Here is a 26,743-nt window from a genome sequence, read left to right on the forward strand (position 1 = left end):
GCCAGTTATGGCATAAAGTATAGCAATGTCGCAGGCGCAAGCGGCCGCGCGCCTTTCTTCACCGGCCGCTCTTCCGTAGAATGGCGCCAGATTTTTTCCAGAACAGCAGGAGCCGAACCATGAGTAAGTCAGAAAACCTGTATGCCGAAGCACAACGCCTGATCCCGGGCGGCGTGAACTCCCCGGTGCGTGCCTTTACCGGCGTGGGCGGCGTGCCGCTGTTCATCGAACGCGCCGACGGTGCCTATCTGTATGATGCCGATGGCAAAGCCTATATCGATTACGTCGGCTCCTGGGGACCGATGGTGCTGGGCCACAATAACGCCACCATTCGCAATGCGGTGATCGAAGCCGCCGCGCGCGGCCTGAGTTTTGGCGCGCCGACCGAGATGGAAGTGAAGATGGCCGAGCTGGTGTGCGAGCTGGTGCCGAGCATGGATATGGTGCGTATGGTTAACTCCGGCACCGAAGCCACCATGAGCGCCATCCGCCTGGCGCGCGGTTTCACCCAGCGTGACAAAATCATCAAATTTGAGGGCTGCTACCACGGCCACGCTGACTGCCTGCTGGTGAAAGCCGGTTCCGGTGCGCTGACCCTCGGCCAGCCCAACTCGCCGGGCGTGCCGGCGGATTTCGCCCGTCATACCCTGACCTGCACCTATAACGATCTCGACTCGGTGCGCGCGGCGTTTGAGCAGTATCCGCAAGAGATCGCCTGTATCATCGTCGAACCGGTGGCGGGCAACATGAACTGCATCCCGCCGCAGCCGGAATTCCTGCCGGGCCTGCGTGCGCTGTGCGATGAGTTTGGCGCGCTGCTGATTATCGATGAAGTGATGACCGGCTTCCGCGTGGCGCTGGGCGGTGCCCAGGCTTATTACGACGTTACGCCAGACCTGACCTGTCTCGGCAAGATCATCGGCGGCGGTATGCCGGTTGGTGCTTTTGGCGGCCGCCGCGAAGTGATGGCCGCGCTGGCTCCCACTGGCCCGGTGTATCAGGCGGGCACGCTGTCCGGCAATCCGATTGCCATGGCCGCCGGTTTTGCCTGCCTGTCGCAGATTGCGCAGCCTGGCACCCATGCGACCTTAACCGCACTCACCGACCAGCTGTGTGCTGGCCTGCTGGCGGCGGCGGAGGCGGAAAATATCCCGCTGGTGGTGAACCACGTCGGTGGCATGTTCGGTATTTTCTTCACCGACGCCGACAGCGTGACCTGCTACGCCGACGTGACGAAGTGCGATGTGGAGCGCTTTAAGCGTTTCTTCCATCTGATGCTGCAGGAAGGTGTTTACCTCGCGCCATCGGCCTATGAGGCCGGCTTTATGTCACTGGCGCACAGCCAGGAAGATATTCAGCGCACCGTCGATGCCGCCCGCCGCTGCTTCGCGCAGCTGTAAACCTGCCGGGGCGCCATTCATAGCGCCCCGCTTCACTAAGCGCGCCTTAGCAGCCAGATAAAATACGGCGCGCCGAAGAAGGTTGCCATCAGACCTGCCGGGATTTGATCCGGGAAGGCCAGCATGCGGCCGCACCAGTCGGCGAACACCAGCAGCCCCCCGCCGAGCAGGCCAGCCATCAGCAATTGCGGCAACGCGCGACGGAAGCCGAGCATGCGCACAATATGCGGTGCCATCAGGCCAATAAAACTCAGCGGACCGATAGTGAGCGTCGCGGTGGCGGTCAGCGCAGCCGCCAGCAACAGCAGGCTGAAGCGCGATCGGTTCAGCGCCATGCCGGCTGAGCGCGCCGTGGCACTGCCGAGCGGCAGCAGCGTCAGCCAGCGGCTGGCCAGCGGTGCCAGCGCCACCAGTATCATGCCCACGACAGCACTCTGCAGCGCCTGCGTCATTGAGATGTTGTACGTCGAACCGGAAATCCAGCTCAGCAGCCCGGCCATGCGCGGATCGCCGCTCGCCAGCAACACCATCAGTAACGTGACAAACGCACTGTTCAGCGCCATTCCGGCCAGCAACATGCGTTCCGGTGCAAAACCGCCGCGGCTGGCCACCAGTATAATCACCAGCAGCGTCAGCGCGGCGCCCAGCACGCCGGCCGGCAGCAGCCAGGCGACCGCGTTGCCGGGCACAAAGAACAGCATAACCACTACCCCGCAGGCCGCCCCGGAGCTGATGCCCAGCACTTCCGGACTGGCCATCGGATTACCGGTCAGGCGCTGAATCAGCACCCCGGCGACGCCCAGCATCGTGCCGACTACCAGTGCCGCCAGCACGCGCGGCACACGCCACGGCAGCAGCTGTTGCAGCATATCGCCGCTGACCCACGTCCAGCCGTGTGCGTCGCGCCCAAACGCGATGCCTGCCAGACTGCACAGCGCCAGAATCATCACGCCCGCCAGGCACCAGCGCAGCACGGCCTGTCGCTCCTGCGGCACTGTGTCGCCGGCATTCATCGCCGGCGGCAGCGAGCCCGTGCGCAGACGCGGCAGCAGCCACAGCAGAATCGGCACGCCAATCAGCGCGGTAGCCGTCCCGGTTGACACTTCACGCCAGTGCGCGGTTAGCCACAGCACGCACTGATCGGCCAGCCACAGCAGCAGTGCGCCAATCAGCGGCGCCAGCAGCAAGCGGCTCAGCAGACGACGCGCCCCCAGCATCTTCGCCAGCAGCGGCGCGAACAGCCCGATAAAGCCGATGATGCCGGCGACGTTAACCAGCTGCGCACTGAGCAGGATCGCCAGCGCCAGCGCGGCAATGCGCGCCGCCGACAGCGCCAGACCGAGGTTTTTTGCCACGCCATCATCCAGCCCTATCAACGTCAGCGGACGCAACAGCGCCAGCGCCAGTGCGAACGCCAGCAGCAGGCGCGGCCACAGCAGCGCCACGTTGTGGCCGTCGAGCTGGTTCAGCGCGCCAGTGCTCCACAGAAACATGTTTTGCAGCTGATCGTGATTGAAGATGGCAAAGATTTGATTAACCGCGCCGGCATACAGGCTCAGTACCAGACCGGCCAGGATCAGCGTCACCGGCGACAGACGCTTGCCCCAGGCGATGCCAAACACCAGCACGCCGACCAGCACCGCCCCGCCCATCGCGGCAAACTGCTGCGTCAGCTCCCCGCCCGGCAGCTGCCACAGAGTAGCGACGGTCAGGCCAAGCTGCGCGCCGGAAGAGACGCCCAGCGTGGTCGGCTCCGCCAGCGGATTGCGCAGCACCTGCTGAAACAGCAGGCCCGCAAGGCCAAGTCCGGCCCCAACCAGCAGCGCCAGCGCCAGCCGCGACAGCAGGCTGTAGTGGAACACCACCTGACGGATGTTATCGATATCCGGCGCGAACATCGCCTGCTGCCACTGCGCCAATGGCAGCGCCTGGTGCAGGTTGATAAACGTGAGCGCCAGCGCCAGTAAACTGAGCACGCTGAGCAGCGCGACGGGAAACAGACGGTTGCGCATCAGTGCGACTCCAGCGCGCGTTCCAGCACGCGAATAAATTTGATGGCTGAGTAAGTGGCGCCGTAGTACCACACCGCCGGCACCCGCCGGAAACGGCCGGAACGGACAAACGGCAGCGCCTGCCACAGTGCGCTTTGCGTCACCTGCTGCATATCGCGTTCGTTATCGTGATCGAAACAGATCACCTCAACGTCACCGACCTCCGCCAGCCGCTCCAGCCCGACCACCGCACTGCCCCAGAAGTTGGTTTCGCCCTGCCAGGCATTGCGCAGGCCAAGCTGCTCCATCACCTCGAGGAACAGGCTGCCTTTACCGAAGGTAATGGCGTGACGCGGATCCATCAGCGACATCAGCAGCAGCGGACGCTGCGCCCACGGACGTAACCGCTCACGCGCGGCAGCCACTTCACCATCCACCCAGTGCAAATGGGCCTGTGCCTGCGCTTCAAGGCCAAGCCGGGCACCCAGCGCATGCAGCGATGTGCGCGCGGTGGTGAACGGTTTGCCATCGCCGCTGTTGAGGTCAAAGCCCATCGTCGGCGCAATGCGCTCCAGCTTGTCGACCGCCGGGCCGTAACCGTTGGAGTGCAGGATCAGCGACGGTGCCAGCTGGGTCATCAGTTCCAGATTGGGTTCGGTACGTAAGCCGAGATCGACGGTGCCGGCCGGCAAGACCGGGTCACCCACCCAGATGGCGTAGTTATGCAGATCGGCCACGCCGAGCGGGGCGACGCCGAGCGCCATCAGCAACTCCACCGGCAGCCACTCCAGCGCCAGGATGCGCTGGCTGTCCGGCGGCGCGGCGCGCAGCGGTGCAAGGTTCATCAGCGGTGAGAGCGCCAGCGCGGTCAGCAGACGGCGACGGGAAAGGTCGAACATCACGAGGCCTCAGTAGACAAAGCTGACGGGCGCGCCGCCCTGCGGATGCGGCAGAATGCCCATCGGAATGCCATAAATATCACCCAGCACCCCGGCCTGCATAATCGCTTCCGGTCCGCCTTGCGCGATCACTTCGCCCGCGCGCAGCGCCACCAGCCGGTCACAGTAGCGAGCCGCCATGTTGAGATCGTGCAATACCGCTATCACCGTCAGGCCGCGTTCGTGGCTGAGGCGCTGAATCAGCGCCAGCACATCCACCTGATGGGCGATATCCAGCGCCGAGGTGGGTTCATCCAGCAGCAGGCAGCGGCTGTTCTGCGCCACCAGCATCGCCAGCCACGCACGCTGCCGCTCGCCGCCGGACAGGCTGTCCACCAGGCGCCCGGCGAAGGGTTTCAGTCCAACCAGCGCAATCGCCTCGTCTACCCGATCGCGATCTTCCTGGCCGTAGCGCCCCAGCGCACCGTGCCACGGATAGCGCCCAATCGCCACCAGCTCGCGCACCGTCATGCCCTCCGCCGCGGGCAGTTGCTGCGGCAGATAGGCTACCTGACGTGCAAAAGCTTTACTGCTCCAGGTATCAACCGCCTCACCGTTCAGCATCACGCGCCCTTCGCTGGCGGCGTGGTGACGGCCGAGCATCTTCAGCAGCGTGGATTTACCGGAACCGTTATGCCCGATCAGCGCGGTGACTTTGCCCGGGGCGAAAGTCAGCGACAGCGGATGCAGCAGCGTGCGGCCGGGCACACGGAAGCTGACGTTTTCCAGTGAAAAGGTGGTTTCTGCGTGGTGCGGATGCTGCATGATAATCCCTGGTTAACGGGCGCCACAGCGCCCTGTGTTCAGTATCAGAAGCGGAAGGTGGCGGTACCGACGATCTGGCGCTCTGCGCCCCAGTAGCAGGCGTAGTCGCGGTAGCAGCTGGCAACGTATTCGCGATCGAACAGGTTGTTGATGTTGACGCCGACGGTTGAGCCCGGCAAGCCGAAGCGGCCCAGATCGTACTTCAGTGCGGCATCTACAGTGGTGTACGCGGCGACGTCAAAGTTCTGGTTGGCATTTGCGCCGCTGGCGTACAGACCTTTGCTTTCACCCACGTAGCGCACCCCGGCACCCACGGTGAAGCCCGACAGGGCGGTTTCGTGGAAGGTGTAATCACCCCACAGCGAAGCCATATGCTTCGGCACCTGCACCGGCGTACGGCCTTTCAGCAAGGTGTCTTCGGTGTATTCCGCATCGGTATAAGAGTAAGCCGCCGTCAGGTTAATGTTGGCGTTAAGCGCCGCCTTGGCTTCCAGCTCGACGCCACGTGAGCGAATCTCCCCTCCCTGCACACTAAACTGCAGGCTGTTCGGATCTGCCGTCAGGTTTTTGGTTTTAGTCAGCTGATAAACCGCTGCGGTGACCACAATCGGGCGATCTTTTGGTACGTATTTTACGCCAGCCTCATACTGCTTCGCGCGGGATGGGTCAAAAGGTTTCCCATCAACCGTGGTGCCAGTCGTTGGGATAAAGGATTCGCTGTAGCTGAAATACGGCGCGATACCATTATCAAACACATAGTTCACACCACCGCGCCAGGTAAATGCCTGGTCGTGGTTTTTTACTTCGCTGTTACCGTTACGGTTCAGTGCGGAGGTCATCGCATAATCGTATCGCCCGCCCAGCGTCAGCACCCATTTATTCCATTCCATCTGATCCTGCGTATACAGGCCAGTTTGTTCCTGACGGTTCAGATATTGATAGGGGAAGGCGGCACCCACAGCATCATTACCGTACTGCGGATCAATCGCGTTGATTGGCGCTGCGGAGGCAAAGGCAGCATCAATATCATTACGGGTGCGCTGATAATCAACCCCCATCAGCAGCGTATGATCCACCGCACCGGTAGCAAATTTTGCCTGCACCTGATTATCGACGGCAAACTGATTCAGTTTCTCATCGGAAATGGCTGAACCACGCGTAATCTGTTGTGACTCAGGCAGATAGCCGTTGCCATAAATACTGCGATAATTCGTTTTCAGCTCGGCATAGCGCAGATTCTGGCGCACCGTCCAGGTATCGTTAAAGCTGTGCTCAAAGTTGTAGCCAACCATTTTGGTGTTGCGCGAGATCTTATTGCTGTCTTCGCCTTCATCAAAATTGGTGGGCAGCTTATAGCTGCTGCCGTCCGGCCGGGTGATGCCCACCACGGTGCCTTCACGCGGCAGCCAGCCGTAATAGCCGGTTTCCGGTTCGTTCTGGAAGTAGGTCAGCAGGTCAAAGCGGGTATTGGCATCGGGACGCCAGCTGAACGAAGGCGCAAGGGTATAGCGCTTCTCTTTGTTCATCTCCTGTTGCGCATCGGCGCTGCGCGCCAGGCCGGTCAGGCGATAGCTGTAAACACCGTCATCATCCAGTGAGCCGCCAAAATCGAAGCCGGTGGAGAACAGGTTGTCGGTGCCCATCTGGAACTGGACTTCACGCAGCGTCTCCTGGGTCGGCCGCTTGCTCACCAGTGATACCACACCGCCCGGGTTGCTCTTACCGTAGAGCACCGACACCGGACCACGCAGCAGTTCCGCGCGCTCAAGGAAATAAGGATCGATAGCGAATTCGGAATAGTTGTCACCCTGCAGCTTCAGGCCATCCAGATACTGGTTGGTGTTGGTTTCGCTGAAGCCGCGAATCGACAGCGCATCGATAACGTCCGAGCTGCCGCGGTTACCGGTCAGCACGCCTGGCGTGTAATTAAACGCACCTTTGACGCTGGTCACCGCATGCATTGACATCTCTTCCTGCGTCACCACCGACACCGACTGCGGATTCTTCTCGATTGGCGTATCGGTTTTGGTGCCGGTCGCGCTGTGTTTAGCGGCGATGGTCGGCGACGGTCCCCATGCGCTCTCCTGCGCGACGCCGCTGCCGCCATCAGCCGTCACCACCACGGTATCTTCGGCCAGCGCCTGCATGCTGAGTGTGCCCAGAGTCAGGGAAATCAATAACGCGAGCGGTCGACGGGTGGTCACCGCGCGCAGAGAACAAGGAAAAGTGTTTCGCGCATTCATAGTGGGATCTCATGAAAATAGAACAATGCAGGCGAATGGAAACGAGAATGATTATTAGACGCACGGATTTTAGGCGAAACCCGGCAAGCACCGCAAGATGTAATGCCTGATGGCGGTGAGTTTGCCAGCGGATCGCACATATCCATGATCGCGGCTAAAAAAATGGCGGGCAAAGAAAAAGGCGCCGCAGCGCCAGAGGGAGTTACATTTAGCTTATAGGTAAGGCTCAGGCTGGAGCGTCGCCATGTATCTGGTGCCGCCACGTGGTGGTAAAACGCCGGCACTGCACAGGCTCTGAAGGTATAAAGCCGGTGCAGTGCCGGATGGCTTATTTACTGCCGAACATATCTTTAATCCAGCCCGCGACGCCGTCAGAGTCCTTCTGCTCGCCCTGCGGCTGCTGCTGTTGCTGTTGTTGCTGTTCTTGCTGTTGCTGCTGCTGCTGAATCTGCTGCTGTTGCTGCTGGCACAGCGCGTTCGGATCCAGCGCCCACACCGGCAGCGAACGCCAGGTGCTGCTGCCGCTGCCGCAGACAAAGTTACCGGCCGAATCGATATTCATCTGAGTGATATCTTCCGGTGGCGTCAGGACCAGTGGCATCGGCGCCTGGTTGTCGAGGTAGCGACGATAGATCTGCATCGCACCGCTGGCACCGTACAGCTTCGAGGTCTGGTTGTTGTCGCGGCCAACCCAGGTGATCGCCACTTCTTTGCCATCAATACCGGCAAACCAGCTGTCGATCAGGTCATTGGTGGTACCGGTTTTCGCCGCCAGATGCGCACCCGGGAAGCGTGCGCCCAGCGCCCGCGCCGTACCGTGATCGGCCACCTGCTGCATGGTATACAGCGTCAGATACGCCGCCTGCGCCGGCTCAACGCGCTGCGCCTGCGGGAAGCTCTGATACAGCACCGTGCCATCTTCCGCAATTACCGAGCGCACCGCCGACAGCGCAGCGCGGTTACCGCCGCTGGCAATTGACTGGAACGCCTGCGCCACTTCAATCGGCGTCAGGTTAAGCGCCCCCAGCAGCATCGCCGGTACCGGATGCAGCTGATCTTTTGGCACGCCCAGTTTGGTCCAGGTATCCACTACCGCGTCGAGTCCCAGCGTCATACCGAGGTTAACGGTTGGCACGTTCATCGAGTTAGTCAGCGCATCCACCAGCATCACTTTACCGCTGAAGCGACGATCGTCGTTCATCGGCTTCCACACCGAACCGTTTGGCTGTTTCAGCGCGATCGGCTCGTCGGCGATCCAGCTGTTCAGGCGATAGCTGTTTGGCTGGCTGAGGGCGGTCAGATAGGTCGCCGGTTTTGCCAGTGAACCAATCGAGCGACGCGCCTGCAGCGCGCGGTTATAGCCGGCAAACTGTGGATCGGCACCGCCGACCATGGCGCGCACTTCACCACTGAAGCGGTCGACCACCACCATCGCGGTTTCCAGATCTTTCAGCCCGCGCTGTTTCTTCAGCGTGGGAATGCCGTCTTCAACCGCTTTTTCCGCCGCATCCTGCGAAATCGGATCGAGCGTGGTGAAGATCTTCACGCCGGAGAGGTCTTTGACCTTATCACCCAGCTTCGCCTGCAGCTCATTACGCACCATCTGCATAAACGCCGGCTGCGGCGTGATCACCCCGCCTTTCGGCTGAACGCCAAGCGGCCGCGCCGACAGCATGTCGTACAGCTCCTGATCGATCACTTTCTGCTGTTGCAGCAGACGCAGCACCAGGTTACGTCGCTCCAGCGCCAGCTGCGGATTACGCCACGGATTGTACAGCGACGCACCTTTAACCATGCCGACCAGCATCGCCTGCTGATCAAGACTCAGTTCGTCCACCGGGCGGCCAAAATAGTACAGGCTGGCCAGCGGGAAACCGCGGATTTGGTCGTTGCCCGCCTGGCCGAGATACACCTCGTTCAGGTAGAGCTCAAGAATGCGATCTTTGCTGTAGCGCGCATCCATGATCACCGCCATATAGGCTTCACGCGCTTTACGCCACAGCGAGCGTTCGTTGGTGAGGAACAGGTTTTTCACCAGCTGCTGCGTCAGCGTGCTGCCGCCCTGCACCGCTTTACCGGCGGTGATATTGGCGAGGAAGGCGCGACCAATCGAGTACGGGCTGATGCCGTCATGCTCGTAGAAGTGGCGGTCTTCGGTGGCGATCAGCGTATCGACCAGCAGATCCGGGAACCCGGCGCGCGGCACAAACAGACGCTGCTCGCCGTTTGGCGACTGCAACATGGTGATCAGCCGCGGATCGAGGCGGAAGAAGCCAAAGTCGCGTCCGGTATCGAGGTTTTTAATCTCGCTCAGCTCGTTGTTGCTGAAGGTGAGACGCGCGTTAATCTGGCCCTCTTTGCTGTCCGGAAAATCAAACGGACGGCGCAGCAGGTCGATGGTGTTGCCTTTCACGCTGAACTCACCCGGACGGGTAATGCGCGACACTTCGCGATACTGCGTGCCTTCCAGCAGCGCAATCATCTCTTTCTTGTCGTAAGCCATGCCCGGTTCGAGGCTAACCATGCGCCCGTATACGGCCGCCGGCAGCTGCCACACTTTACCGTCAATGCGGCTGCGGATTTCCGAATCGAGATAGACGCCCCAGGCGGCCATCACCACGACAAACACCAGGAAGAGTTTAATCAACCAGCCTAACCAGCGGCTTTTGCCACGCGCGGGTCGTTTTCCTTTACCTTTGGGTGGCACCGGCGCACTCTCCTCATCATCTTCGTCAAAATCGTCCTGATCGATATCATCTTCAGGCTCCCTGCGGCGACCCCGGCGCGTAACGTTACGCGGCGGCTTTGGCGCTTTTCCTTTGCGCCCAATAGGTTCGCGATCGTTCCCAGACATGCTTTGTTTTCTCCAGGCATAGCTACGGCAGCGCCGCTACTCTAACTGCTTTCTCGTGCCGCGCATGGCAGAACCCTCTGAATTCGATCCACTGCGGGCTACGAGGAATATTTTTTGGTACGCCTCGTCGGCAAGGCGCTGGCCGGATCGTCCGGCCACGGATGTTTGGGATAGCGCCCTTTCATCTCTTTCTGCACTTCAGGATACGCACCGCGCCAGAACGCCGCGAGGTCACGGGTGATCTGCAGCGGACGGTGTGCCGGCGAAAGCAGCTCCAGCACCAGCGGAACGCGCCCATCGGCAACCGCCGGGTTCTGCGCCTCGCCAAACATCTCCTGCATACGCACCGCCAGCGCGGGGGGCTTTTCCGCGTCGTAGCGAATCGGCAGGCGACTTCCGGTCGGCACAGTGTAATGAGTTGGCAGCACAGTATCCAGCCGCTGCCGCTGTGACCATGTCAGCAAATGTAATAAAGCGCTGACAAGATTAACGCTCTGCAGCCCTTTTAAATCGCGTACTTTGCCCATCTCCGGCAGCAGCCAGTGCTCCAGCGAGGCCAGCAGCGTGTCATCATCCAGCGTCGGCCACGCCTCTTCCGGCAGCCACTGCGCGGCGCACTGCAGGCGCACACGCAGCTGATCTGCCTCTGGCGTCCAGCCGAGCACCGCCAGCCCTTTTTCGCGGATCCAGCGCAGCATCGCCGGATGCAGGATCTCCGGCTCGGGCCGCGCCTGCGGCTGGGCCCGCAGGATCAGCGCGCCAATCGCTTCCCGCTTCCACGCGCGCAGCGTGCCTTTGTCGTCATCCCAGTCCACATCGGTGCGCTGCTCCACCAGCTGCGGGCACTGCTGGCGTAACGCATCCATCTCTACCGGCAGCGCCAGCAGCATGCGTGCATCGGCGCTGCTGGCCCCCTGCAGCAGGCTTGGGGCAATCAGCCACTCATAGCGGCTCAGGCCGTCGTGCTCATCCAGCATTGCGCCGATACCATTGGCGAGCTGATAGCGCGCGCTGTGACCGCGACGCTGCGCCAGCCGGTCAGCAAATCCGGCGGCCAGCAGCGCCGGGAAGCGATCGGCGTCAACGCGCCCCTGACCTGCATTCAGGCGCTGCTGCCAGTGGCGCGCGCGCCGCAGCCACTGCGGCTGTGGCTGGTTGAGCGCATCACGCAGATCGACACTGCCGCTGCGCGGCGGATCCTCCAGAATCGCCACCAGCAGCGCCGCGCTGGCGATGGCGTGCACATCGTCGCCGGCGGCGCACAGCATCGCCGTGAGACGCGGATCGCTACCGAGCTGCGCCATTTTACGGCCGCGCGCGCTGAGCCGCCCTTCGCTATCCAGCGCGCCGAGCCGCTGCAGCTGTTGACGTGCCGCCTGCAGGCTGCGCGCCGGTGGACTATCCAGCCATTGCAGCTGAGCCGCGTCCTGACAGCCCCACTGCAGTAAATCCAGCTGCAGCGAGGCCAGATCGCTGGTGAGTATCTCCGGCTCACTCTGCGCCGCCGCACGCAGCGCCTGCTCCTGCGGCAGCAGATGCAGGCAGATCCCCGGCGCCAGGCGACCGGCGCGGCCAGCGCGCTGCGTCATTGATGCCTGGCTGATGCGCTGGGTCAGCAAACGCGTCACGCCGCTGCGCACGTCAAACTGCGCCGCGCGCTCCAGCGCGCTGTCCACCACCAGGCGGATGCCTTCAATGGTCAGGCTGGTCTCGGCGATATTGGTGGCGAGCACCACTTTACGCCGGCCCGGCGCGGCCGGCAGGATGGCCCGCCGCTGTGCCTCCAGCGACAGCGCACCATATAAAGGAGATAAATCCACCTCATCACTGACGCGCGACGCCAGTTCACGCTTCACCCGTTCAATCTCCGCCACGCCGGGCAGAAACAGCAGCAGCGAACCGGGCTCGTCCCGCAGCAGCTGTGCTACCTCGCGCGCCACCGCCTCTTCAAACCGCTGCTGCGGATTGAGCGAAGCGTAACGTCGCATCACCGGAAAGCTGCGCCCCTGTGACGCAATAAACGGCGCGTCGGGCAGTAGCGTGCGTAGCTGCTGATTATCCAGCGTTGCCGACATCAGCAGAATTTTCAGGTCGTAGCGCAATCCCTGCTGCACATCAAGCAGCAGCGCCAGCGCCAGGTCAGCCTGCAGGCTGCGCTCATGGAATTCGTCGAGGATCACCAGCGATACGCCCTCCAGCAGCGGATCGCGTTGCAGCATGCGCGTCAGAATGCCTTCGGTGACCACCAGCAGACGCGTCGCTGCGCTGCTGCAGTTTTCCCCGCGCAGCCGATAGCCTACCGTCCCGCCCGGCTGTTCGCCCAGCTGTTCCGCCAGCCGCTGTGCCACGTTGCGTGCCGCCAGCCGGCGCGGCTCCAGCATGATGATTTGCCCTGACAGCTGCGCCTGTTGCAGCAGCTGTAGCGGCAGCCAGGTGGATTTCCCGGCGCCGGTCGGGGCCGCCAGCAGCACCTGTGGCGACTGCGCCAGCGCGGCCAGCAATGCAGGCAGTACTTCGCTTACCGGTAACTCACTCACACTCAACTCCCACTCTGCCTGTGCTAAGATGGCGCGCATTGTACACCACCCGGCGCCAATTACCGGAGTTCAGCATGGCCACGCAACGACTGTTTTTTGCCCTCGAATTGCCTGATGCCCTCCAGCAACAGCTGGTGCAATGGCGGGCCGATTGCTTCGCCGCAGACGCGGGTAAACCGGTGGCGGCGGCGAATCTGCACCTGACGCTGGCGTTTCTCGGTGAGGTCAGCACGGAAACGGCGGGCCAGCTGCAGCAGCTGGCGGCACGCATCCGCCAGCCGGGCTTTACGCTGGATCTCGATGACGCCGGTCACTGGCCGCGTCCCGGCGTGGTGTGGCTTGGCTGCCAGCGCGCGCCGCGCGGTTTACTGCAGCTGGCCAACCTGCTGCGCGCCCAGGCCGCGCGCCATGGCTGTGCGCAGAGTACGCAGCCGTTCCATCCCCACATCACCCTGCTGCGCCACGCTGCGCAGGCCGTGGCGCTGCCGCCGCGCGGTTTTCACTGGCGCATTGAGGTGAGTCATTTCGCGCTGTTTGCGTCCAGCTTCACGCAGGGACGCACGCGCTATCGCCGGCTGGCGCGCTGGCCACTGTTATCTGTCGCAGGAGCATAAATGCAGTTCGATCCGCCGTTACAATCAGCCCGCTTAATCACCCGCTATAAACGTTTTTTAGCCGATGTCATTACGCCGCAAGGTGACACCTTTACTCTGCACTGCGCCAATACCGGTGCAATGACCGGCTGCGCCACGCCAGGCGACACGGTGTGGTACTCCACCTCGGCCAGCGCGACGCGCAAATATCCGCACAGCTGGGAAATAACGCAAACCGCGCAGGGCCACTGGATTTGCGTCAACACCCTGCGCGCTAACCAACTGGTGCGCGAGGCGCTGCTGCGCGACGCAATTCCGGAATTATCCGCTTATAGCCACTGCCAGGCTGAGGTGAAATACGGCACGGAAAAAAGCCGAATTGACTTCCTGTTGCAAGCGGAGGGCAAAGCCAACTGCTATATTGAAGTCAAGTCCGTCACCCTTTTACAAAATGGTAAAGGCTATTTTCCGGATGCGGTGACGGCTCGTGGACAGAAACATCTGCGCGAATTAAGCACTATCACGGCAGAAGGCCACCGGGCCGTTTTGTTGTTTGCTGTTCTGCACACGGGGATTGAGGACGTTTCCCCGGCGCACCATATCGATGCGCAATACGCAGAACTACTGGTACAGGCGCAGCGCTGCGGTGTGGAAGTGTTGGCGTATCAGGCTCAGATTTCACCGGCAGAAATGTTACTTACCCGGCCGTTAACGGTAACGATTAACGCACAGTTGTAATATTTAACGTTATTTGCTGTGATAAGAATGTTCTGAGCGGTGCGCTAAATACGCTGTTCCTCACAGGCTTGTCAAGGTGCGTTCATGAATAATTGCCAACCTTGATTGCTTCTGCTATTTATAGCGGCCTGTTTTTTTCCCTGATGGGAATCGATATGCCCCGCATGCGTCGGGTTGCAGGCAAAGGCTTTCGCAATCTGAAACAGAACGGGTAGTGCGTGTTATCCAGGAGAAACAACATGCAAGAAGGGCAAAACCGTAAAACATCGTCCCTGAGTATCCTCGCCATCGCTGGGGTGGAGCCGTATCAGGAGAAACCGGGCGAAGAGTATATGAATGACGCCCAGCTGAGCCATTTCCGCAAGATTCTGGAAGCCTGGCGCAACCAACTCAGGGATGAAGTAGACCGTACTGTGTCGCATATGCAGGACGAAGCTGCCAACTTCCCGGATCCGGTTGACCGTGCCGCCCAGGAAGAGGAGTTCAGCCTGGAGCTGCGTAACCGCGATCGTGAGCGCAAACTCATTAAAAAGATTGAGAAAACGCTCAAGAAAGTGGAAGACGACGACTTTGGCTACTGCGAATCCTGTGGGGTCGAAATTGGTATCCGCCGTCTCGAAGCGCGTCCGACCGCCGATCTCTGCATTGACTGCAAAACGCTGGCAGAAATCCGCGAGAAGCAGATGGCAGGCTAATGGCCGTTAACAGACTGTCGCCGCACAGCCGGGAAAACCACTGTTTTCCCGCCGTGCGGTGTACCACAGCATGATGTCCGCCACGCTTCCCTGCATCGGGCGTTTCGCCCCCTCTCCTTCCGGTGATCTTCATTTCGGTTCGCTGATAGCCGCATTAGGCAGCTACCTGAGCGCGCGCGCGCAGCAGGGCCGCTGGCTGGTGCGCATTGAAGATATTGATCCGCCGCGTGAAGTCGCCGGTGCCGCAACGCGCATCCTGCGTCAGCTGACCCATTATGGGCTGCACTGGGACGGCGACGTGCTGTGGCAGTCGCAGCGCCACGAGGCTTATCGCGCGGCGCTGAGCTGGCTGCGCGAACATCGTCAAAGCTACTTCTGTACCTGCCCGCGCAGCCGCATTCAGCAGCTGGGCGGCTTTTACGACGGTCACTGCCGCGATTTACATCTGCCGCCGGAGGGCGCCGCGCTGCGGCTGCGTCAGCATGCGCCGGTGTACGGTTTTGACGATCGCCTGCGCGGCCATCTGCAGGCGGAGCCGCGTCTGGCGCAGGAAGACTTTATTATTCACCGTCGTGACGGACTGTTCGCCTATAACCTTGCGGTGGTGGTCGATGACCATTTTCAGGGCGTGACGGAGATTGTGCGCGGTGCGGATTTGATTGAGCCAACGGTGCGTCAGATTGCGCTGTATCAGCAGTTTGGCTGGCCGGTGCCGGCTTATCTGCATCTGCCGCTGGCAATTAACCCGGACGGTAATAAATTGTCGAAGCAGAACCACGCGCCAGCCTTACCGGACGGCGATCCGCGACCGGTGCTGGTGCAGGCGCTGAGCTTCCTGGGGCAGTCGGTTTTACCAGGCTGGCAGGACCATGGGCTGGAGGCGCTGCTGGACCATGCCGTTACACACTGGGATAGCGCATCGATTCCGCGGCATGATGCGCAACAACCGGATGAGGCGACAACGCCATTCCTAAATGGTTCGCAACAGGCTATGATTAGCCGCTGATTTTATTCACACCCATTTTCTCACTGTCGAGGTGTCCCATTTTTACCCGAGTCGCTAATTTTTGCCGGAGAGTCCTCAAGCGTGATGAGGAGGCCCCTGAAGAGGTGGAAACCGTAAGTCTGATGACCGTTATCCCCCGGGAAAGCCACAATATCTCACGCAAAGATATCAGCGAAAACGCTCTCAAAGTGCTGTATCGCCTGAACAAAGCCGGATACGAAGCCTATCTGGTTGGCGGCGGCGTGCGCGATTTGCTGCTGGGTAAAAAGCCGAAGGACTTTGACGTGACCACCAACGCCACGCCGGAGCAGATGCGTAAGCTATTCCGCAACTGCCGCCTGGTCGGGCGTCGCTTCCGTCTGGCGCATGTGATGTTCGGTCCGGAAGTGATTGAAGTCGCCACATTCCGCGGCCACCATCAGGAAGAGAGCGTCGACGATCGCAACGGTTCGCAGCGCGGTCAGAACGGCATGCTGCTGCGCGACAACATTTTTGGCAACATCGAAGATGATGCGCAGCGCCGCGATTTAACCATCAACAGCCTCTATTACAGCGTGGCTGATTTCACCGTACGCGATTACGTCGGTGGCCTGCAGGATCTGCAGGAAGGCATCATCCGCATGATTGGCGATCCGGAAACGCGCTACCGCGAAGATCCGGTGCGTATGCTGCGCGTGGTGCGCTTCGCCGCGAAGCTGGATATGAGCATTGCGGCGGAAACCGCCGAGCCGATTCCCCGCCTCGCCACGCTGCTGAATGACATTCCGCCGGCGCGCCTGTTTGAGGAGTCGCTGAAGCTGCTGCAGGCCGGTTACGGTTATCGCACCTATCTGATGATGCGCGAATACCAGCTGTTCCAGCCGCTGTTCCCGACGCTGGCGCGCAACTTCACCGAACAGGGCGACAGCCCGATGGAACGCATGCTGGCGCAGGTGCTGAAAAACACCGATACCCGCCTGCACAACGATATGCGCGTGAATCCGGCGTTCCTGTTTGCGGCAATGTTCTGGTATCCGCAGCTGGAGTCAGCCGAGCAGATTGCGCAGGAGAGCGGCCTGACCTATTTCGACGCCTTTGCGCTGTCCATGAACGAAACGCTGGATGAAGCCTGTCGTGCGCTGGCGATTCCTAAACGTATTACCACACTGATTCGCGATATCTGGCAGCTGCAGCTGCGCATGTCGCGCCGTCACGGTAAGCGCGCATGGAAGCTGATGGAGCATCCTAAATTCCGCGCTGCCTACGACCTGCTGGCGCTGCGCGCAGAAGTCGAGAACAACGCCGAGCTGCTGCGCCTCAGCCAGTGGTGGGGCGAGTTCCAGTCGGCGGTGCCGACACAGCAGAAAACAATGCTCAACACTTTGGGTGACGATCCGGCCCCGCGCCGTAAACCACGCCGTCCGCGCCGTCGTCCAGCTGGCCCGCGCCGCGACAGCAACCATAGCGCGTCATGACGCGGGTCTATCTCGCCTTAGGCAGTAATCTCGCCGATCCGCTGCATCAGGTTGATGCAGCGCTGGCCGCGCTGGATGCCATTCCCGATACCCACCGCGTAGCCACCTCCGCGTTTTATCGTACGCCACCGTACGGCCCGCCGGATCAGCCGGATTACCTTAACGCCGTGGTGGCGCTGGAGACCACACTGGCCGCGGAAACGCTGCTCGATCACACCCAGCGCATTGAGCTGGAGCATGGCCGGATGCGCAAAGCCGAACGCTGGGGACCGCGCACGCTGGACCTCGATATCATGCTGTTCGGCAATGCGGTGATCCACACGCCGCGCCTGACGGTGCCGCACTACGATATGCACAACCGCGCCTTCATGCTGGTGCCGCTGCTGGAAATCGCGCCGGCGCTGCGCCTGCCGAACGGCCAGCCGCTGGCCGGCATTCTGGCGACGCTGGACCGCAGCAGCATCCGTTTGTGGTCCGCCTGACGCGGCAGAATCGCACGCCCGTCGTATCGCCTTTGCAATCAATCCAGTACACTGCGCGCATCAGAAAATGCTGGAGATTGCGATGAAACCCACCACCCTCTCTCACTTACGCCAGCTGAAAGCCAGCGGCCGCAAGTTCGCCACGCTGACCGCCTACGATTTCAGCTTCGCGCGCCTGTTTGCCGACCAGGGCATTCCGCTGCTGCTGATTGGCGATTCGCTCGGCATGACCGTGCAGGGCCATGATTCCACGCTGCCGGTGACGGTCGACGATATTGCTTATCACACCGCCGCCGTGCGGCGCGGTGCGCCTAACGCGCTGGTGATGGCCGACCTGCCATTTATGAGTTACGCCACGCCGCAGCAAACCTTTGACAGTGCCGCGCAGCTGATGCGCGCCGGTGCCAACCTGGTAAAACTGGAAGGCGGCGCCTGGCTGGCAGAGACCGTGCGCATGCTGACCGAACGCGCCGTGCCGGTGTGTGGTCATCTGGGATTGACACCGCAGTCGGTTAATATCTTCGGTGGCTACAAGGTGCAGGGGCGCGATGAAGCGGCAGCCGAGCGCCTGCTGGCGGATGCGCTGGCGCTGGAAGCGGCCGGTATGCAGCTGCTGGTGCTGGAGTGCGTGCCGGTCGCGCTGGCTGAGCGCGTCACAAAAGCGTTGTCGGTACCGGTGATCGGCATCGGTGCCGGTAACGTCACCGACGGCCAGATTCTGGTGATGCACGACGCGTTTGGTATTACCGGCGGCCACATTCCAAAATTTGCCAAAAATTTCCTTGCGGAAACCGGCGACATTCGTGCGGCAATTCGCCAGTATATGGCCGACGTTGAGGCAGGCACCTACCCTGCTGCCGAACACAGTTTCCAGTAAATCAGGAGATTTGCAGTGCTGATCATTGAAACGCTGCCGCTGCTGCGCCGTGAGATTCGACGCTGGCGCCAGGCAGGTAAACGCATCGCGCTGGTGCCCACTATGGGCAACCTGCATGAGGGGCATCTGACGCTGGTGGATGAAGCACGCCAGCGCGCAGATATCGTGGTGGTATCGATCTTCGTTAACCCGATGCAGTTTGATCGCGCCGACGACCTGGCGCGCTATCCGCGCACGCTGCAGGACGATTGTGAAAAACTCAATCGCCACAGCGTCGACCTGGTCTTTGCCCCGGCGCCGGCCGATGTCTATCCGCAGGGTCTCGACAGCCAGACGTTTGTTGAAGTCCCGGGCCTCTCCTCGCTGCTGGAGGGTGCCAGCCGTCCCGGTCATTTCCGCGGCGTGGCCACCATCGTCAGCAAGCTGTTTAATCTGGTACAGCCGGATATCGCCTGTTTTGGCGAGAAGGATTTTCAGCAGCTGGCGATCATCCGCAAGATGGTAGCGGACATGGGCTTTGACATTGACATCGTTGGCGTGCCGACGGTGCGCGCCAAAGACGGTCTCGCGCTCAGCTCACGTAACGGCTATCTTACTGCCGATGAACGCAAGCTGGCGCCGGTGCTCAGCCAGGTGATGAACAGCATGGCGCAGCGCCTCAGCAACGGCGAGCGGCACGTGGATGAGATTATTGAACACGCCGAACAGACGCTGCGCGATCAGGGCCTGCGCCCCGACGGCCTGGCCATCTGCGATGCCGATACGCTGCAGCCGCTGACGGTCGACAGCCAGCGCGCAGTGATTCTGATGGCCGCCTGGCTCGGCAATGCGCGTTTGATTGATAATCAGCAAGTGGATCTGACGGTTTAACGCCGTCGTTTATGGGCAGCATGTACCCGCTACACACTGCGCGGTGGAAACCGGCCGCGCACGGGTATAACAAAGGTATCACGCTATGATTCGTACCGTATTACAAGGCAAACTGCACCGCGTAAAAGTGACGCAGGCGGATTTGCATTATGAAGGCTCCTGCGCCATCGATCAGGATTTTCTTGATGCCTCCGGCATTCTGCAATACGAAGCCATCGACATCTATAACGTCACCAACGGCCAGCGCTTCTCTACCTATGCCATTGCCGCCGAGCGTGGCTCAAAAATCATTTCGGTCAACGGTGCAGCCGCGCGCTGTGCCTGTCAGGGCGATCTGCTGATCATCTGTTCTTATGTGCAGGTGGAAGATGAAGTGGCGCGCAGCTGGCAGCCCAAAGTGGCCTACTTCGACGGCGATAACGAGATGAAACGTATCGCTAAAGCGCTGCCGGTACAGGTGGCCTGATCATCCCGCGCGCTGTACTGACAGCGCGCCTTTCCCTTATACGCCCGCCAGCTGCGGCTGCCCTTTGCGCTTCAGCGTAAACAACCAGTCAAACCATCCTTTTGCCCGGAGTACGCACAGCGCCGTTGGCAACGCCAGCGCGACGCTGAACGCCAGCACAAAATGCAGGTCAGCCAGCCACGCAGAGTGGCCGTCGTGGCGCAGCAATTTACTGCACACCTGAATCGCCAGATAGTGCGACAGATAAAACACAATCGAATGGCGGCCAACGTAGTTAATCGCCCGCAGATTGATACGGCAGGCCAGCGCAACGAACAGCGGGATTGAGGGCAGCGCCAGCGGCAGCAGCCACGGCGAATGCTGACGCAGCCCGCCCCACAGGCTGAACGCCGCGAGCAGCATAAAGGCGGTCAGCGACAGCAGCAGCGGCGTACGACGCTGCGCGAACGCGGCAATATCAATATCCTGGCGCACCAGCCAGTCGGCGCTGTAGAAGAAGGCAAACAGCACCAGCGACTTGTTCAGATGCAGGTTGTCGAAACTGGCAAACAGCGAGTCAGGCGGCACCGGCGGCAGCAGCACCGCACCGGCAACGCACAGTGTCAGCACCAGCGCCGCAGGCAGGCGGCGCGCCGGGATAATCAGCACAAAGAACAGAAACAGCGAGTGCAGAAACCAGGTGATATCGCCGCCGCTCAGATGGCCGAGCGCGATGGCCAATGGCGACTGCGGGTGATTGGCCATCGCGCTGAAGGTCCACTTCAGCCCGCCGTAGATCAGCGCCCAGACGGCAAACGGATAGAGAATGCTGCTGACTTTGTTTCGCAGATAGCGCGCCTGCCCGTGGCGTAAACCGCTGGCGACGAACAGTCCGGAGACAAAGCACATCAGCCCCATACGCACCGGCGCCAGCAGCTGATTCACCAGCTCGTTAAAGGCAGTGAAGTGCCCGGCCTGCTGGTTCACTGCAATCATGCAGTGCAAAAAAATCACCGCCAGAATGCTCATGCCGCGTAAATTATCAATCCATGATACCCGATTCACTCTTCGCTTCCCCGCTGCTTTTTTGGTCAGCGGCCACTATGGGGAAAGCCACAGACTGAAAGCACAAGACGCGTCTGGAATTACGAAGAGTGGGTAAAAAAAAGCCGCCGCCGGACGACGCCGGCAGCAGCTTCTTGTTCGGAGCTGCGCCTCAGGTGCGCAAGCCGCGTCCGCGCTGAATCAGCGCATACACCAGCACGTAAAACACCACGATAAACGCCACCAGCACTGACAGCGTCAACACCAGCGGAACATCGTTGATGCCAAGGAAGCCATAGCGGAACCCGCTGATCATGTACACCACCGGATTGAGCTTCGACACCGCCTGCCAGAACGGCGGCAGCAGCGCCAGCGAGTAGAATACGCCACCGAGGTAAGTTAACGGCGTCAGCACGAAGGTCGGGATCAGGCTGATATCGTCAAAGGTGCGCGCAAACACCGCATTCAGCAGGCCCGCCAGCGAGAACAGAATCGCTGTCAGCAGCAGCGTGATCGCCACCATCGGCCACGAGAATACGTGGAACGGCACGAAAAACAGCGACACTGCCGTCACCAGCACGCCCACGCACACGCCGCGCGCTACGCCGCCGCCGACATAACCGGCGATAATGATGTGCGTCGGCACCGGCGCCACCAGCAGCTCTTCAATGTTGCGCTGGAACTTGGCGCTGAAGAATGACGAGGCGACGTTGGCGTAAGCGTTGGTGATCACCGCCATCATAATCAGGCCCGGCACGATAAACTGCATATAGCTGAAGCCGTGCATATCGCCGATGCGTGAGCCGATCAGATTGCCAAAGATAATGAAGTACAGCGTCATGGTGATCACCGGCGGCACCAGCGTCTGAATCCAGATGCGGGCAAAACGGTTGATCTCTTTGCTCCAGATACTCTTGAGCGCCACCCAGTACAGATGCGTCATGCGGTTACTCCTGTTTTTCCCTGCGTCAGGCTGACGAACAGCTCTTCCAGACGATTCGCTTTGTTGCGCATGCTGAGCACCTGCACGCCCTGCGCGCTCAGCTGGCTGAATACGCTATTCAGCCCCTGCTCACGCATCACTTCCACTTCCAGCGTTGAGGTATCAACCAGACGATACTGGAAGCCCTCCAGCTGCGGCAGCGGGCTGCGCGGCGCCAGGTCGAGGATAAAGGTTTCCGACTGCAGCTTGGACAGCAGCCCTTTCATTGAGGTGTTCTCCACCAGCTCGCCGCTCTGGATGATGCCGATGTTACGGCACAGCATTTCCGCCTCTTCCAGATAGTGGGTGGTCAGGATGATGGTGGTGCCTTTGGCGTTCAGCTCTTTCAGGAACACCCACATTGAGCGGCGCAGTTCGATATCCACGCCAGCCGTCGGCTCATCAAGAATCAGCAGTTTCGGTTCATGCATCAGCGCCCGGGCAATCATCAGCCGGCGCTTCATGCCGCCGGACAACATGCGCGCCCGTTCGTTACGTTTGCCCCATAGGTCGAGCTGATTGAGGTATTTTTCCGCGCGCTTGTTCGCTTCGGCGCGTTCCACGCCGTAATAACCGGCCTGATTAACCACAATCTGCATTACGGTTTCAAACGGGTTAAAGTTGAATTCCTGTGGCACCAGCCCAAGCTGCCGCTTGGCGTTGACCACATCTTTCTGCAGGTCGTAGCCAAACACGCGCACGCTGCCGCTGGATTTGTTCACCAGCGAGCTGATAATGCCAATGGTGGTGGACTTACCGGCACCGTTAGGGCCCAGTAAGGCATAAAAGTCGCCTGCTTCCACGTTGAGATCGAGGCCTTTCAGCGCCTGTACGCCGCCGGGATAGGTCTTGGTCAGCCCGGAAAGTTCCAGTGCATAAGTCATTGCGAGTCCGTACCCTGTTGTAGTGACATCATAGCCATATGAAATGATAGTGCGCTCGCGTCGAGCGTGCGGGGTTATTCAGCGATAACGGTTGTGAAATCAAAGGAATTGCGCAGAGTGATAACCCACCACACTCTACCACTCTGCGTGCCGCAGGAAAACGCGTGCCGAGCCCGTAAGTCATTGAGTTACGGGCTGCGCATCTTATCGCAGGCGGAGGGAATCAGCCTTGGAAGATTGTGCGGTTATTCGTCCAGCAGCGTAACTTTGCCGATATACGGCAAATGGCGGTAGCGCTGTGCGTAGTCGATACCGAAGCCGACCACGAACTCATCCGGAATGGTAAAGCCGACAAACTCGACCGGCACCTCAACTTCACGACGCTCCGGCTTATCCAGCAGCGTGCAGATCGCCAGCGATTTTGGCTCACGCAGCTGCAGAATTTCACGCACTTTGCTCAGGGTGTTACCGGAATCGATGATGTCCTCGACGATCAGCACATCTTTGCCGCGAATGTCTTCGTCGAGATCTTTGAGGATTTTCACGTCGCGCGTGGAAGACATGCCGCTGCCGTAGCTGGAGGCGGTCATGAAGTCGACTTCGTGCGCGACATCAATGGCGCGGCACAGGTCTGCCATAAACATGAAGGAGCCGCGCAGCAGGCCGACCAGCACCATTTCGCTGCCGCTGTTGCGGTAGTGCTCGCTGATCTGCTTGCCCAGTTCGGCAATACGGGTTGCGATCTCCTGCTCAGAGATCATCACGTCGACGGTGTGTTTCATTGCATTCGCCTAAGAAGGTTTTCAGAAAGCCGCGCATTCTATCATAGTCGACGCACAGGCTAACGCCGCGCACAGAACGCAAACGTTATCGTGGCGAAATTTATTGCGCTGGCGTTAACTGTAAGCATCCTGCCCTCTCTCTCTGGAGATCCCTATGGCCGCTTCATCAGGTAAAAAAACGCAGATCGGCACGCGTGAACTGCATCCGGAAACGCAGATGCTCAACTACGGTTACGATCCGCGCCTGTCAGAAGGTGCGGTGAAGCCGCCGGTGTTTCTGACGTCAACCTTTGTGTTTAACAGCGCCGAAGAGGGCAAAGAATTTTTCGATTTCGTTGCCGGCCGGCAGCAACCGCCGGCGGGCAAAAGCGGCGGGCTGGTCTATTCCCGCTTCAACCACCCTAACAGCGAGATCGTCGAAGATCGGCTGGCCATTTATGAAGGTGCCGAAAGCGCCGCGCTGTTCTCATCCGGCATGTCGGCGATTGCCACCACGCTGCTGACCTTTGCCCGGCCCGGCGAAGTGATCCTGCACTCGCAGCCGTTGTACGGCGGCACCGAAACGCTGCTGAGCAAAACGCTGCACGATCTGGAGATCAAAGCGGTGGGATTCAGCGACGGCACCGATGAAGATAAAGTGTATGAAGCCGCGAAGCTGGCGTGGCAGCGCGGGCGCGTCGCGATGATTCTGATTGAAACGCCGGCCAACCCCACCAACAGTCTGGTAGATATCCAACTGATGCGTCAGGTGGCGGAGGTGATCACCCAGCAGCAGGGCTCCCGGCCGATTCTCGCCTGCGACAACACCCTGCTCGGCCCGCTGTTTCAGCGTCCGCTGCAGCACGGCGCGGATATCTCGCTCTACTCGCTGACCAAATATGTCGGCGGTCATTCCGATTTGATTGCCGGCGCCGCGCTGGGCAGCCGGGCATTAATCAACAAAGTGCGTTCGCTGCGCAGCGCGATTGGCACCCAGCTTGATCCGCACTCCAGCTGGATGATTGGCCGCTCGCTGGAAACGCTGTCGCTGCGCATGGAGAAAGCCGCCAGCAATGCGAAACAGGTTGCGGCATTTTTACGCGATCACGCGCAGGTGGCGAAACTGCACTGGCTGCCCTATCTCGACGCCAGCAGTCCGGCAGGAGAAACCTGGCAGCGCCAGTGCAGCGGCGCCGGTTCCACCTTCTCCTTTGATATCGAGGGCGGCCAGGCTGCGGCATTCCGCTTTCTCAACGCGCTGGCGCTGTTCAAACTGGCGGTGAGCCTCGGCGGCACCGAGTCGCTCGCCAGCCATCCCGCCAGCACCACCCATTCCGGCGTGCCGCAGGAGGTGCGGGAGCGCATCGGCATCACCGACGCGACGGTGCGCCTGTCGATCGGCATCGAACATGCCGATGATTTGATTGAGGATATCCGCCTGGCGCTGGAAGCGGCCGTCAGCTCACCGTAAAGCCCAGCATCATGCCGGTATCTTCATGCTCCAGCAGATGGCAGTGCGCCATATAGGCATTTTCGCTATCGGCGACGTAGTTGAAGCGCACCAGCACTTCACTGCGCCAGCCGTTGACGCTGACCATATCTTTCCAGCCGGCGCGATGCGCCGCAGGCGGCTTGCCGTTCTCGGACAGAATGCGGAACTGCGTGCCGTGAATATGGAACGGATGCAGCATGGCGTCGCCTTCGCCGGAGATGGTCCATTTTTCATATTTGCCCAGCGGCACGGCAAACATGGGCTTTTCCATGTTGAAGGCCTGGCCGTTGATTTTGTTGCCGTTGTGGAAATCATATGCGGCGCTGCGGGCAGGGTTGCCCTGATCCATCTCCATATTGCCATGATCCATCGCGCCATGGTCCATGTTCATGCTGCCATGATCCATCGCTTTGCCCGCGCCGTGCTGGCTGCCCATCGCTTTGGCACCGTAGCGCTGCTGCAGCGCCTGCATGCCCTGCTGATCCAGCTGAGGATCCATCATTAGCTGCAGCCAGCGGCTCTGCAGCCCTTCCGTTGCCGGCAGCGGCGGCACATCCACCAGCTGGTCCGGCAGCGTACCGCTGGCCATCACGCGCAGCGGCAGAATCTGCACCAGCGGCAGCGGCTGATCGAACGGCGCCAGCGTCATGCCCATCTGCGTGACCGGCAGCGTTACGATATCGAAGGTTTTGCCGTCTGAGGTATCCACCAGCACTTCAAAGCGCTCGCCCGGCAGCAGCGGCAGGCTCTCCACCTTCACCGGTTCAGCCAGCAGGCCACCGTCGCTCGCCACCACGTACAGCGGACGTCTATCGCTGGCGGCGATGTGCAGCGAGCGCGCGTTGCAGCCATTGAGCAGGCGCAGCCGCAGCCAGCCGCGCGGCACCGCGTGCTGCGGATACGGCACGCCGTTGGTCAGCATCAAATCGCCAAACCAGCCCACGGCGGCGCGCATGATATCCAGCTGATAATCGATACGCGTGCCGTCCTGAGTGAGCTGCTTATCCTGGAAAATCAACGGCACATCATCTTCGCCCCACTGCATCGGCAGCCGCAGCTTGCCGGACGCCTCATCTTCCAGCAGTACCAGCCCCGCCAGCCCCTGCGCCACCTGATAGCCGGTCTTGCCGTGCTGATGCGGATGGAACCAGCAGGTCGCTGCCGGTTGATCGGGGGTAAAACTCACCTGACGCGTGGCGCCGGGCGCAATCAGCGCTTGCGGACCGCCATCCACCGCGCCGGGAATTTCCAGCCCGTGCCAGTGCAGCGTGGTGGCTTCCGGCAGGCGATTGTGAATATTGACGGTGACGCTTTTCTCACGCTGCAGGCGCAGCGCCGGGCCGAGCAGGCTACCGTTGTAACCCCAGGTTGGGACGGATTTGCCGTTCCACTGGCTGCTGCCGGTCATGGCGGTCAGCGTGTACTGGCCGTGTGCATCGGGCTCCAGCAGCGACGGGATGGGCAACAGCGGGCGCGTAGCAGCCATCAGCGAGCGGCTCCACAAGGGCAGCGCGCCGGCTGCACTGAGGGCGGCAGTCAGCTTGAGAAAATGACGACGTTGCATATTCATATCCTTATCGTGAATAGGGGCACAGCGTAAACCTTTCCCCTGCGGGAGGGTCAAGCGATGAAAGCGCCCGCCGGGATAAAAAACGCGCCAGTGGCCCATTTAGCCAAATTTAGCGGAATCCC

The 26,743-nt window shown here is 60.7% G+C and carries 22 protein-coding genes; 11 read left to right on the top strand and 11 right to left on the bottom strand.

Annotated elements, in window-relative coordinates:
* The first annotated feature begins 119 nt into the window (after window positions 1–119).
* Entirely contained in the window at window positions 120–1,400 is a 1,281-nt protein-coding gene (gene hemL, locus CBW22_RS10840) for a glutamate-1-semialdehyde 2,1-aminomutase (protein WP_021507502.1), read from the top strand.
* Window positions 1,401–1,435: 35 nt separating this feature from the next.
* Here hemL and fhuB read toward each other — a convergent pair whose 3' ends face one another.
* The 6 genes from fhuB to hrpB form a co-directional block, all read right to left on the bottom strand.
* Entirely contained in the window at window positions 1,436–3,412 is a 1,977-nt protein-coding gene (gene fhuB, locus CBW22_RS10845) for a Fe(3+)-hydroxamate ABC transporter permease FhuB (protein ID WP_088516626.1), read from the bottom strand.
* Window positions 3,412–4,290 (bottom strand): Fe(3+)-hydroxamate ABC transporter substrate-binding protein FhuD, encoded by an 879-nt coding sequence (gene fhuD, locus CBW22_RS10850; protein WP_088516627.1) that lies wholly within the window; start codon window positions 4,288–4,290, stop codon window positions 3,412–3,414. Before fhuD ends, fhuB begins: the two co-directional genes overlap by 1 nt.
* A 9-nt stretch (window positions 4,291–4,299) precedes the next feature.
* The gene (fhuC, locus tag CBW22_RS10855) at window positions 4,300–5,094 is read right to left on the bottom strand and encodes a Fe3+-hydroxamate ABC transporter ATP-binding protein FhuC (protein WP_088516628.1); all 795 of its coding nucleotides are present in this window, start codon (window positions 5,092–5,094) and stop codon (window positions 4,300–4,302) included.
* A 44-nt stretch (window positions 5,095–5,138) separates the two neighbouring features.
* A complete protein-coding gene (gene fhuA / locus CBW22_RS10860; protein ID WP_088516629.1) occupies window positions 5,139–7,337 on the bottom strand; it encodes a ferrichrome porin FhuA in 2,199 nt (732 codons plus the stop codon).
* Window positions 7,338–7,665: 328 nt separating this feature from the next.
* A complete protein-coding gene (gene mrcB / locus CBW22_RS10865; protein ID WP_088516630.1) occupies window positions 7,666–10,191 on the bottom strand; it encodes a bifunctional glycosyl transferase/transpeptidase in 2,526 nt (841 codons plus the stop codon).
* Between the two features lie 98 nt (window positions 10,192–10,289).
* Entirely contained in the window at window positions 10,290–12,767 is a 2,478-nt protein-coding gene (hrpB, locus tag CBW22_RS10870) for an ATP-dependent helicase HrpB (RefSeq protein ID WP_088516631.1), read from the bottom strand.
* Between the two features lie 35 nt (window positions 12,768–12,802).
* On the opposite strand from hrpB, the gene thpR reads away from it, so the two are divergent.
* From thpR to panD, 9 genes are all read left to right on the top strand, one after another.
* The gene (gene thpR, locus CBW22_RS10875) at window positions 12,803–13,342 is read left to right on the top strand and encodes an RNA 2',3'-cyclic phosphodiesterase (protein WP_088516632.1); all 540 of its coding nucleotides are present in this window, start codon (window positions 12,803–12,805) and stop codon (window positions 13,340–13,342) included.
* Window positions 13,343–14,059 carry a DNA/RNA nuclease SfsA gene (gene sfsA, locus CBW22_RS10880; RefSeq protein WP_088516633.1) on the top strand — a complete coding sequence of 239 codons (717 nt, stop codon included), beginning with the start codon at window positions 13,343–13,345 and terminating at the stop codon, window positions 14,057–14,059.
* A 239-nt stretch (window positions 14,060–14,298) separates the two neighbouring features.
* Window positions 14,299–14,754: an RNA polymerase-binding protein DksA gene (gene dksA, locus CBW22_RS10885; RefSeq protein WP_021507512.1), complete on the top strand. Its 456-nt coding sequence runs from the start codon at window positions 14,299–14,301 to the stop codon at window positions 14,752–14,754.
* Window positions 14,755–14,824: 70 nt separating this feature from the next.
* On the top strand, window positions 14,825–15,760 hold the full coding sequence (gluQRS, locus tag CBW22_RS10890; protein ID WP_394802559.1) for a tRNA glutamyl-Q(34) synthetase GluQRS: 936 nt from the start codon (window positions 14,825–14,827) through the stop codon (window positions 15,758–15,760).
* Between the two features lie 38 nt (window positions 15,761–15,798).
* Entirely contained in the window at window positions 15,799–17,214 is a 1,416-nt protein-coding gene (pcnB, locus tag CBW22_RS10895; RefSeq protein WP_206099480.1) for a polynucleotide adenylyltransferase PcnB, read from the top strand.
* A complete protein-coding gene (folK, locus tag CBW22_RS10900; RefSeq protein WP_088516635.1) occupies window positions 17,211–17,696 on the top strand; it encodes a 2-amino-4-hydroxy-6-hydroxymethyldihydropteridine diphosphokinase in 486 nt (161 codons plus the stop codon). The genes pcnB and folK overlap by 4 nt, the downstream gene beginning before the upstream one ends.
* Window positions 17,697–17,778: 82 nt before the next feature.
* Window positions 17,779–18,573 carry a 3-methyl-2-oxobutanoate hydroxymethyltransferase gene (panB, locus tag CBW22_RS10905; RefSeq protein ID WP_088516660.1) on the top strand — a complete coding sequence of 265 codons (795 nt, stop codon included), beginning with the start codon at window positions 17,779–17,781 and terminating at the stop codon, window positions 18,571–18,573.
* 15 nt (window positions 18,574–18,588) lie between these two features.
* Window positions 18,589–19,443 carry a pantoate--beta-alanine ligase gene (gene panC / locus CBW22_RS10910; RefSeq protein WP_021507517.1) on the top strand — a complete coding sequence of 285 codons (855 nt, stop codon included), beginning with the start codon at window positions 18,589–18,591 and terminating at the stop codon, window positions 19,441–19,443.
* Window positions 19,444–19,528: 85 nt separating this feature from the next.
* Window positions 19,529–19,909, top strand: coding sequence for an aspartate 1-decarboxylase (gene panD, locus CBW22_RS10915; protein WP_021507518.1), 381 nt, complete (start codon window positions 19,529–19,531; stop codon window positions 19,907–19,909).
* 36 nt (window positions 19,910–19,945) lie between these two features.
* Here the strand turns inward: panD and CBW22_RS10920 are convergent, their stop codons facing one another.
* The 4 genes from CBW22_RS10920 to hpt form a co-directional block, all read right to left on the bottom strand.
* Entirely contained in the window at window positions 19,946–20,953 is a 1,008-nt protein-coding gene (locus CBW22_RS10920) for an acyltransferase family protein (protein ID WP_088516636.1), read from the bottom strand.
* A gap of 151 nt (window positions 20,954–21,104) precedes the next feature.
* Window positions 21,105–21,875, bottom strand: coding sequence for an ABC transporter permease (locus CBW22_RS10925; RefSeq protein WP_021507520.1), 771 nt, complete (start codon window positions 21,873–21,875; stop codon window positions 21,105–21,107).
* The gene (locus tag CBW22_RS10930; protein ID WP_021507521.1) at window positions 21,872–22,798 is read right to left on the bottom strand and encodes an ABC transporter ATP-binding protein; all 927 of its coding nucleotides are present in this window, start codon (window positions 22,796–22,798) and stop codon (window positions 21,872–21,874) included. Before CBW22_RS10930 ends, CBW22_RS10925 begins: the two co-directional genes overlap by 4 nt.
* 245 nt (window positions 22,799–23,043) lie before the next feature.
* Window positions 23,044–23,580, bottom strand: coding sequence for a hypoxanthine phosphoribosyltransferase (hpt, locus tag CBW22_RS10935; RefSeq protein ID WP_021507522.1), 537 nt, complete (start codon window positions 23,578–23,580; stop codon window positions 23,044–23,046).
* 154 nt (window positions 23,581–23,734) lie between these two features.
* On the opposite strand from hpt, the gene CBW22_RS10940 reads away from it, so the two are divergent.
* Window positions 23,735–25,030: a cystathionine gamma-synthase family protein gene (locus tag CBW22_RS10940; RefSeq protein ID WP_088516637.1), complete on the top strand. Its 1,296-nt coding sequence runs from the start codon at window positions 23,735–23,737 to the stop codon at window positions 25,028–25,030.
* On the opposite strand, the gene cueO is transcribed toward CBW22_RS10940, so the two are convergent.
* A complete protein-coding gene (gene cueO, locus CBW22_RS10945) occupies window positions 25,017–26,615 on the bottom strand; it encodes a multicopper oxidase CueO (protein WP_088516638.1) in 1,599 nt (532 codons plus the stop codon). The genes CBW22_RS10940 and cueO overlap by 14 nt on opposite strands.
* Between the last annotated feature and the right edge of the window lie 128 nt (window positions 26,616–26,743).

The sequence above is a fragment of the Pantoea sp. VS1 genome (assembly GCF_002207995.1).
Taxonomy (GTDB): domain Bacteria; phylum Pseudomonadota; class Gammaproteobacteria; order Enterobacterales; family Enterobacteriaceae; genus Pantoea; species Pantoea dispersa.

What these genes read in the sequence shown, in the direction of transcription:
- fhuB (WP_088516626.1), bottom strand. Translation starts at nt 3,412, where the DNA reads ATGCGCAACCGTCTGTTTCCCGTCGCGCTGCTCAGCGTGCTCAGTTTA.
- fhuD (WP_088516627.1), bottom strand. Translation starts at nt 4,290, where the DNA reads ATGTTCGACCTTTCCCGTCGCCGTCTGCTGACCGCGCTGGCGCTCTCA.
- folK (WP_088516635.1), top strand. Translation starts at nt 17,211, where the DNA reads ATGACGCGGGTCTATCTCGCCTTAGGCAGTAATCTCGCCGATCCGCTG.
- CBW22_RS10925 (WP_021507520.1), bottom strand. Translation starts at nt 21,875, where the DNA reads ATGACGCATCTGTACTGGGTGGCGCTCAAGAGTATCTGGAGCAAAGAG.
- panD (WP_021507518.1), top strand. Translation starts at nt 19,529, where the DNA reads ATGATTCGTACCGTATTACAAGGCAAACTGCACCGCGTAAAAGTGACG.
- fhuA (WP_088516629.1), bottom strand. Translation starts at nt 7,337, where the DNA reads ATGAATGCGCGAAACACTTTTCCTTGTTCTCTGCGCGCGGTGACCACC.
- thpR (WP_088516632.1), top strand. Translation starts at nt 12,803, where the DNA reads ATGGCCACGCAACGACTGTTTTTTGCCCTCGAATTGCCTGATGCCCTC.
- hpt (WP_021507522.1), bottom strand. Translation starts at nt 23,580, where the DNA reads ATGAAACACACCGTCGACGTGATGATCTCTGAGCAGGAGATCGCAACC.
- CBW22_RS10940 (WP_088516637.1), top strand. Translation starts at nt 23,735, where the DNA reads ATGGCCGCTTCATCAGGTAAAAAAACGCAGATCGGCACGCGTGAACTG.
- fhuC (WP_088516628.1), bottom strand. Translation starts at nt 5,094, where the DNA reads ATGCAGCATCCGCACCACGCAGAAACCACCTTTTCACTGGAAAACGTC.
- dksA (WP_021507512.1), top strand. Translation starts at nt 14,299, where the DNA reads ATGCAAGAAGGGCAAAACCGTAAAACATCGTCCCTGAGTATCCTCGCC.
- cueO (WP_088516638.1), bottom strand. Translation starts at nt 26,615, where the DNA reads ATGCAACGTCGTCATTTTCTCAAGCTGACTGCCGCCCTCAGTGCAGCC.
- panB (WP_088516660.1), top strand. Translation starts at nt 17,779, where the DNA reads ATGAAACCCACCACCCTCTCTCACTTACGCCAGCTGAAAGCCAGCGGC.
- gluQRS (WP_394802559.1), top strand. Translation starts at nt 14,825, where the DNA reads ATGATGTCCGCCACGCTTCCCTGCATCGGGCGTTTCGCCCCCTCTCCT.
- sfsA (WP_088516633.1), top strand. Translation starts at nt 13,343, where the DNA reads ATGCAGTTCGATCCGCCGTTACAATCAGCCCGCTTAATCACCCGCTAT.
- mrcB (WP_088516630.1), bottom strand. Translation starts at nt 10,191, where the DNA reads ATGTCTGGGAACGATCGCGAACCTATTGGGCGCAAAGGAAAAGCGCCA.
- hemL (WP_021507502.1), top strand. Translation starts at nt 120, where the DNA reads ATGAGTAAGTCAGAAAACCTGTATGCCGAAGCACAACGCCTGATCCCG.
- CBW22_RS10930 (WP_021507521.1), bottom strand. Translation starts at nt 22,798, where the DNA reads ATGACTTATGCACTGGAACTTTCCGGGCTGACCAAGACCTATCCCGGC.
- hrpB (WP_088516631.1), bottom strand. Translation starts at nt 12,767, where the DNA reads ATGCGCGCCATCTTAGCACAGGCAGAGTGGGAGTTGAGTGTGAGTGAG.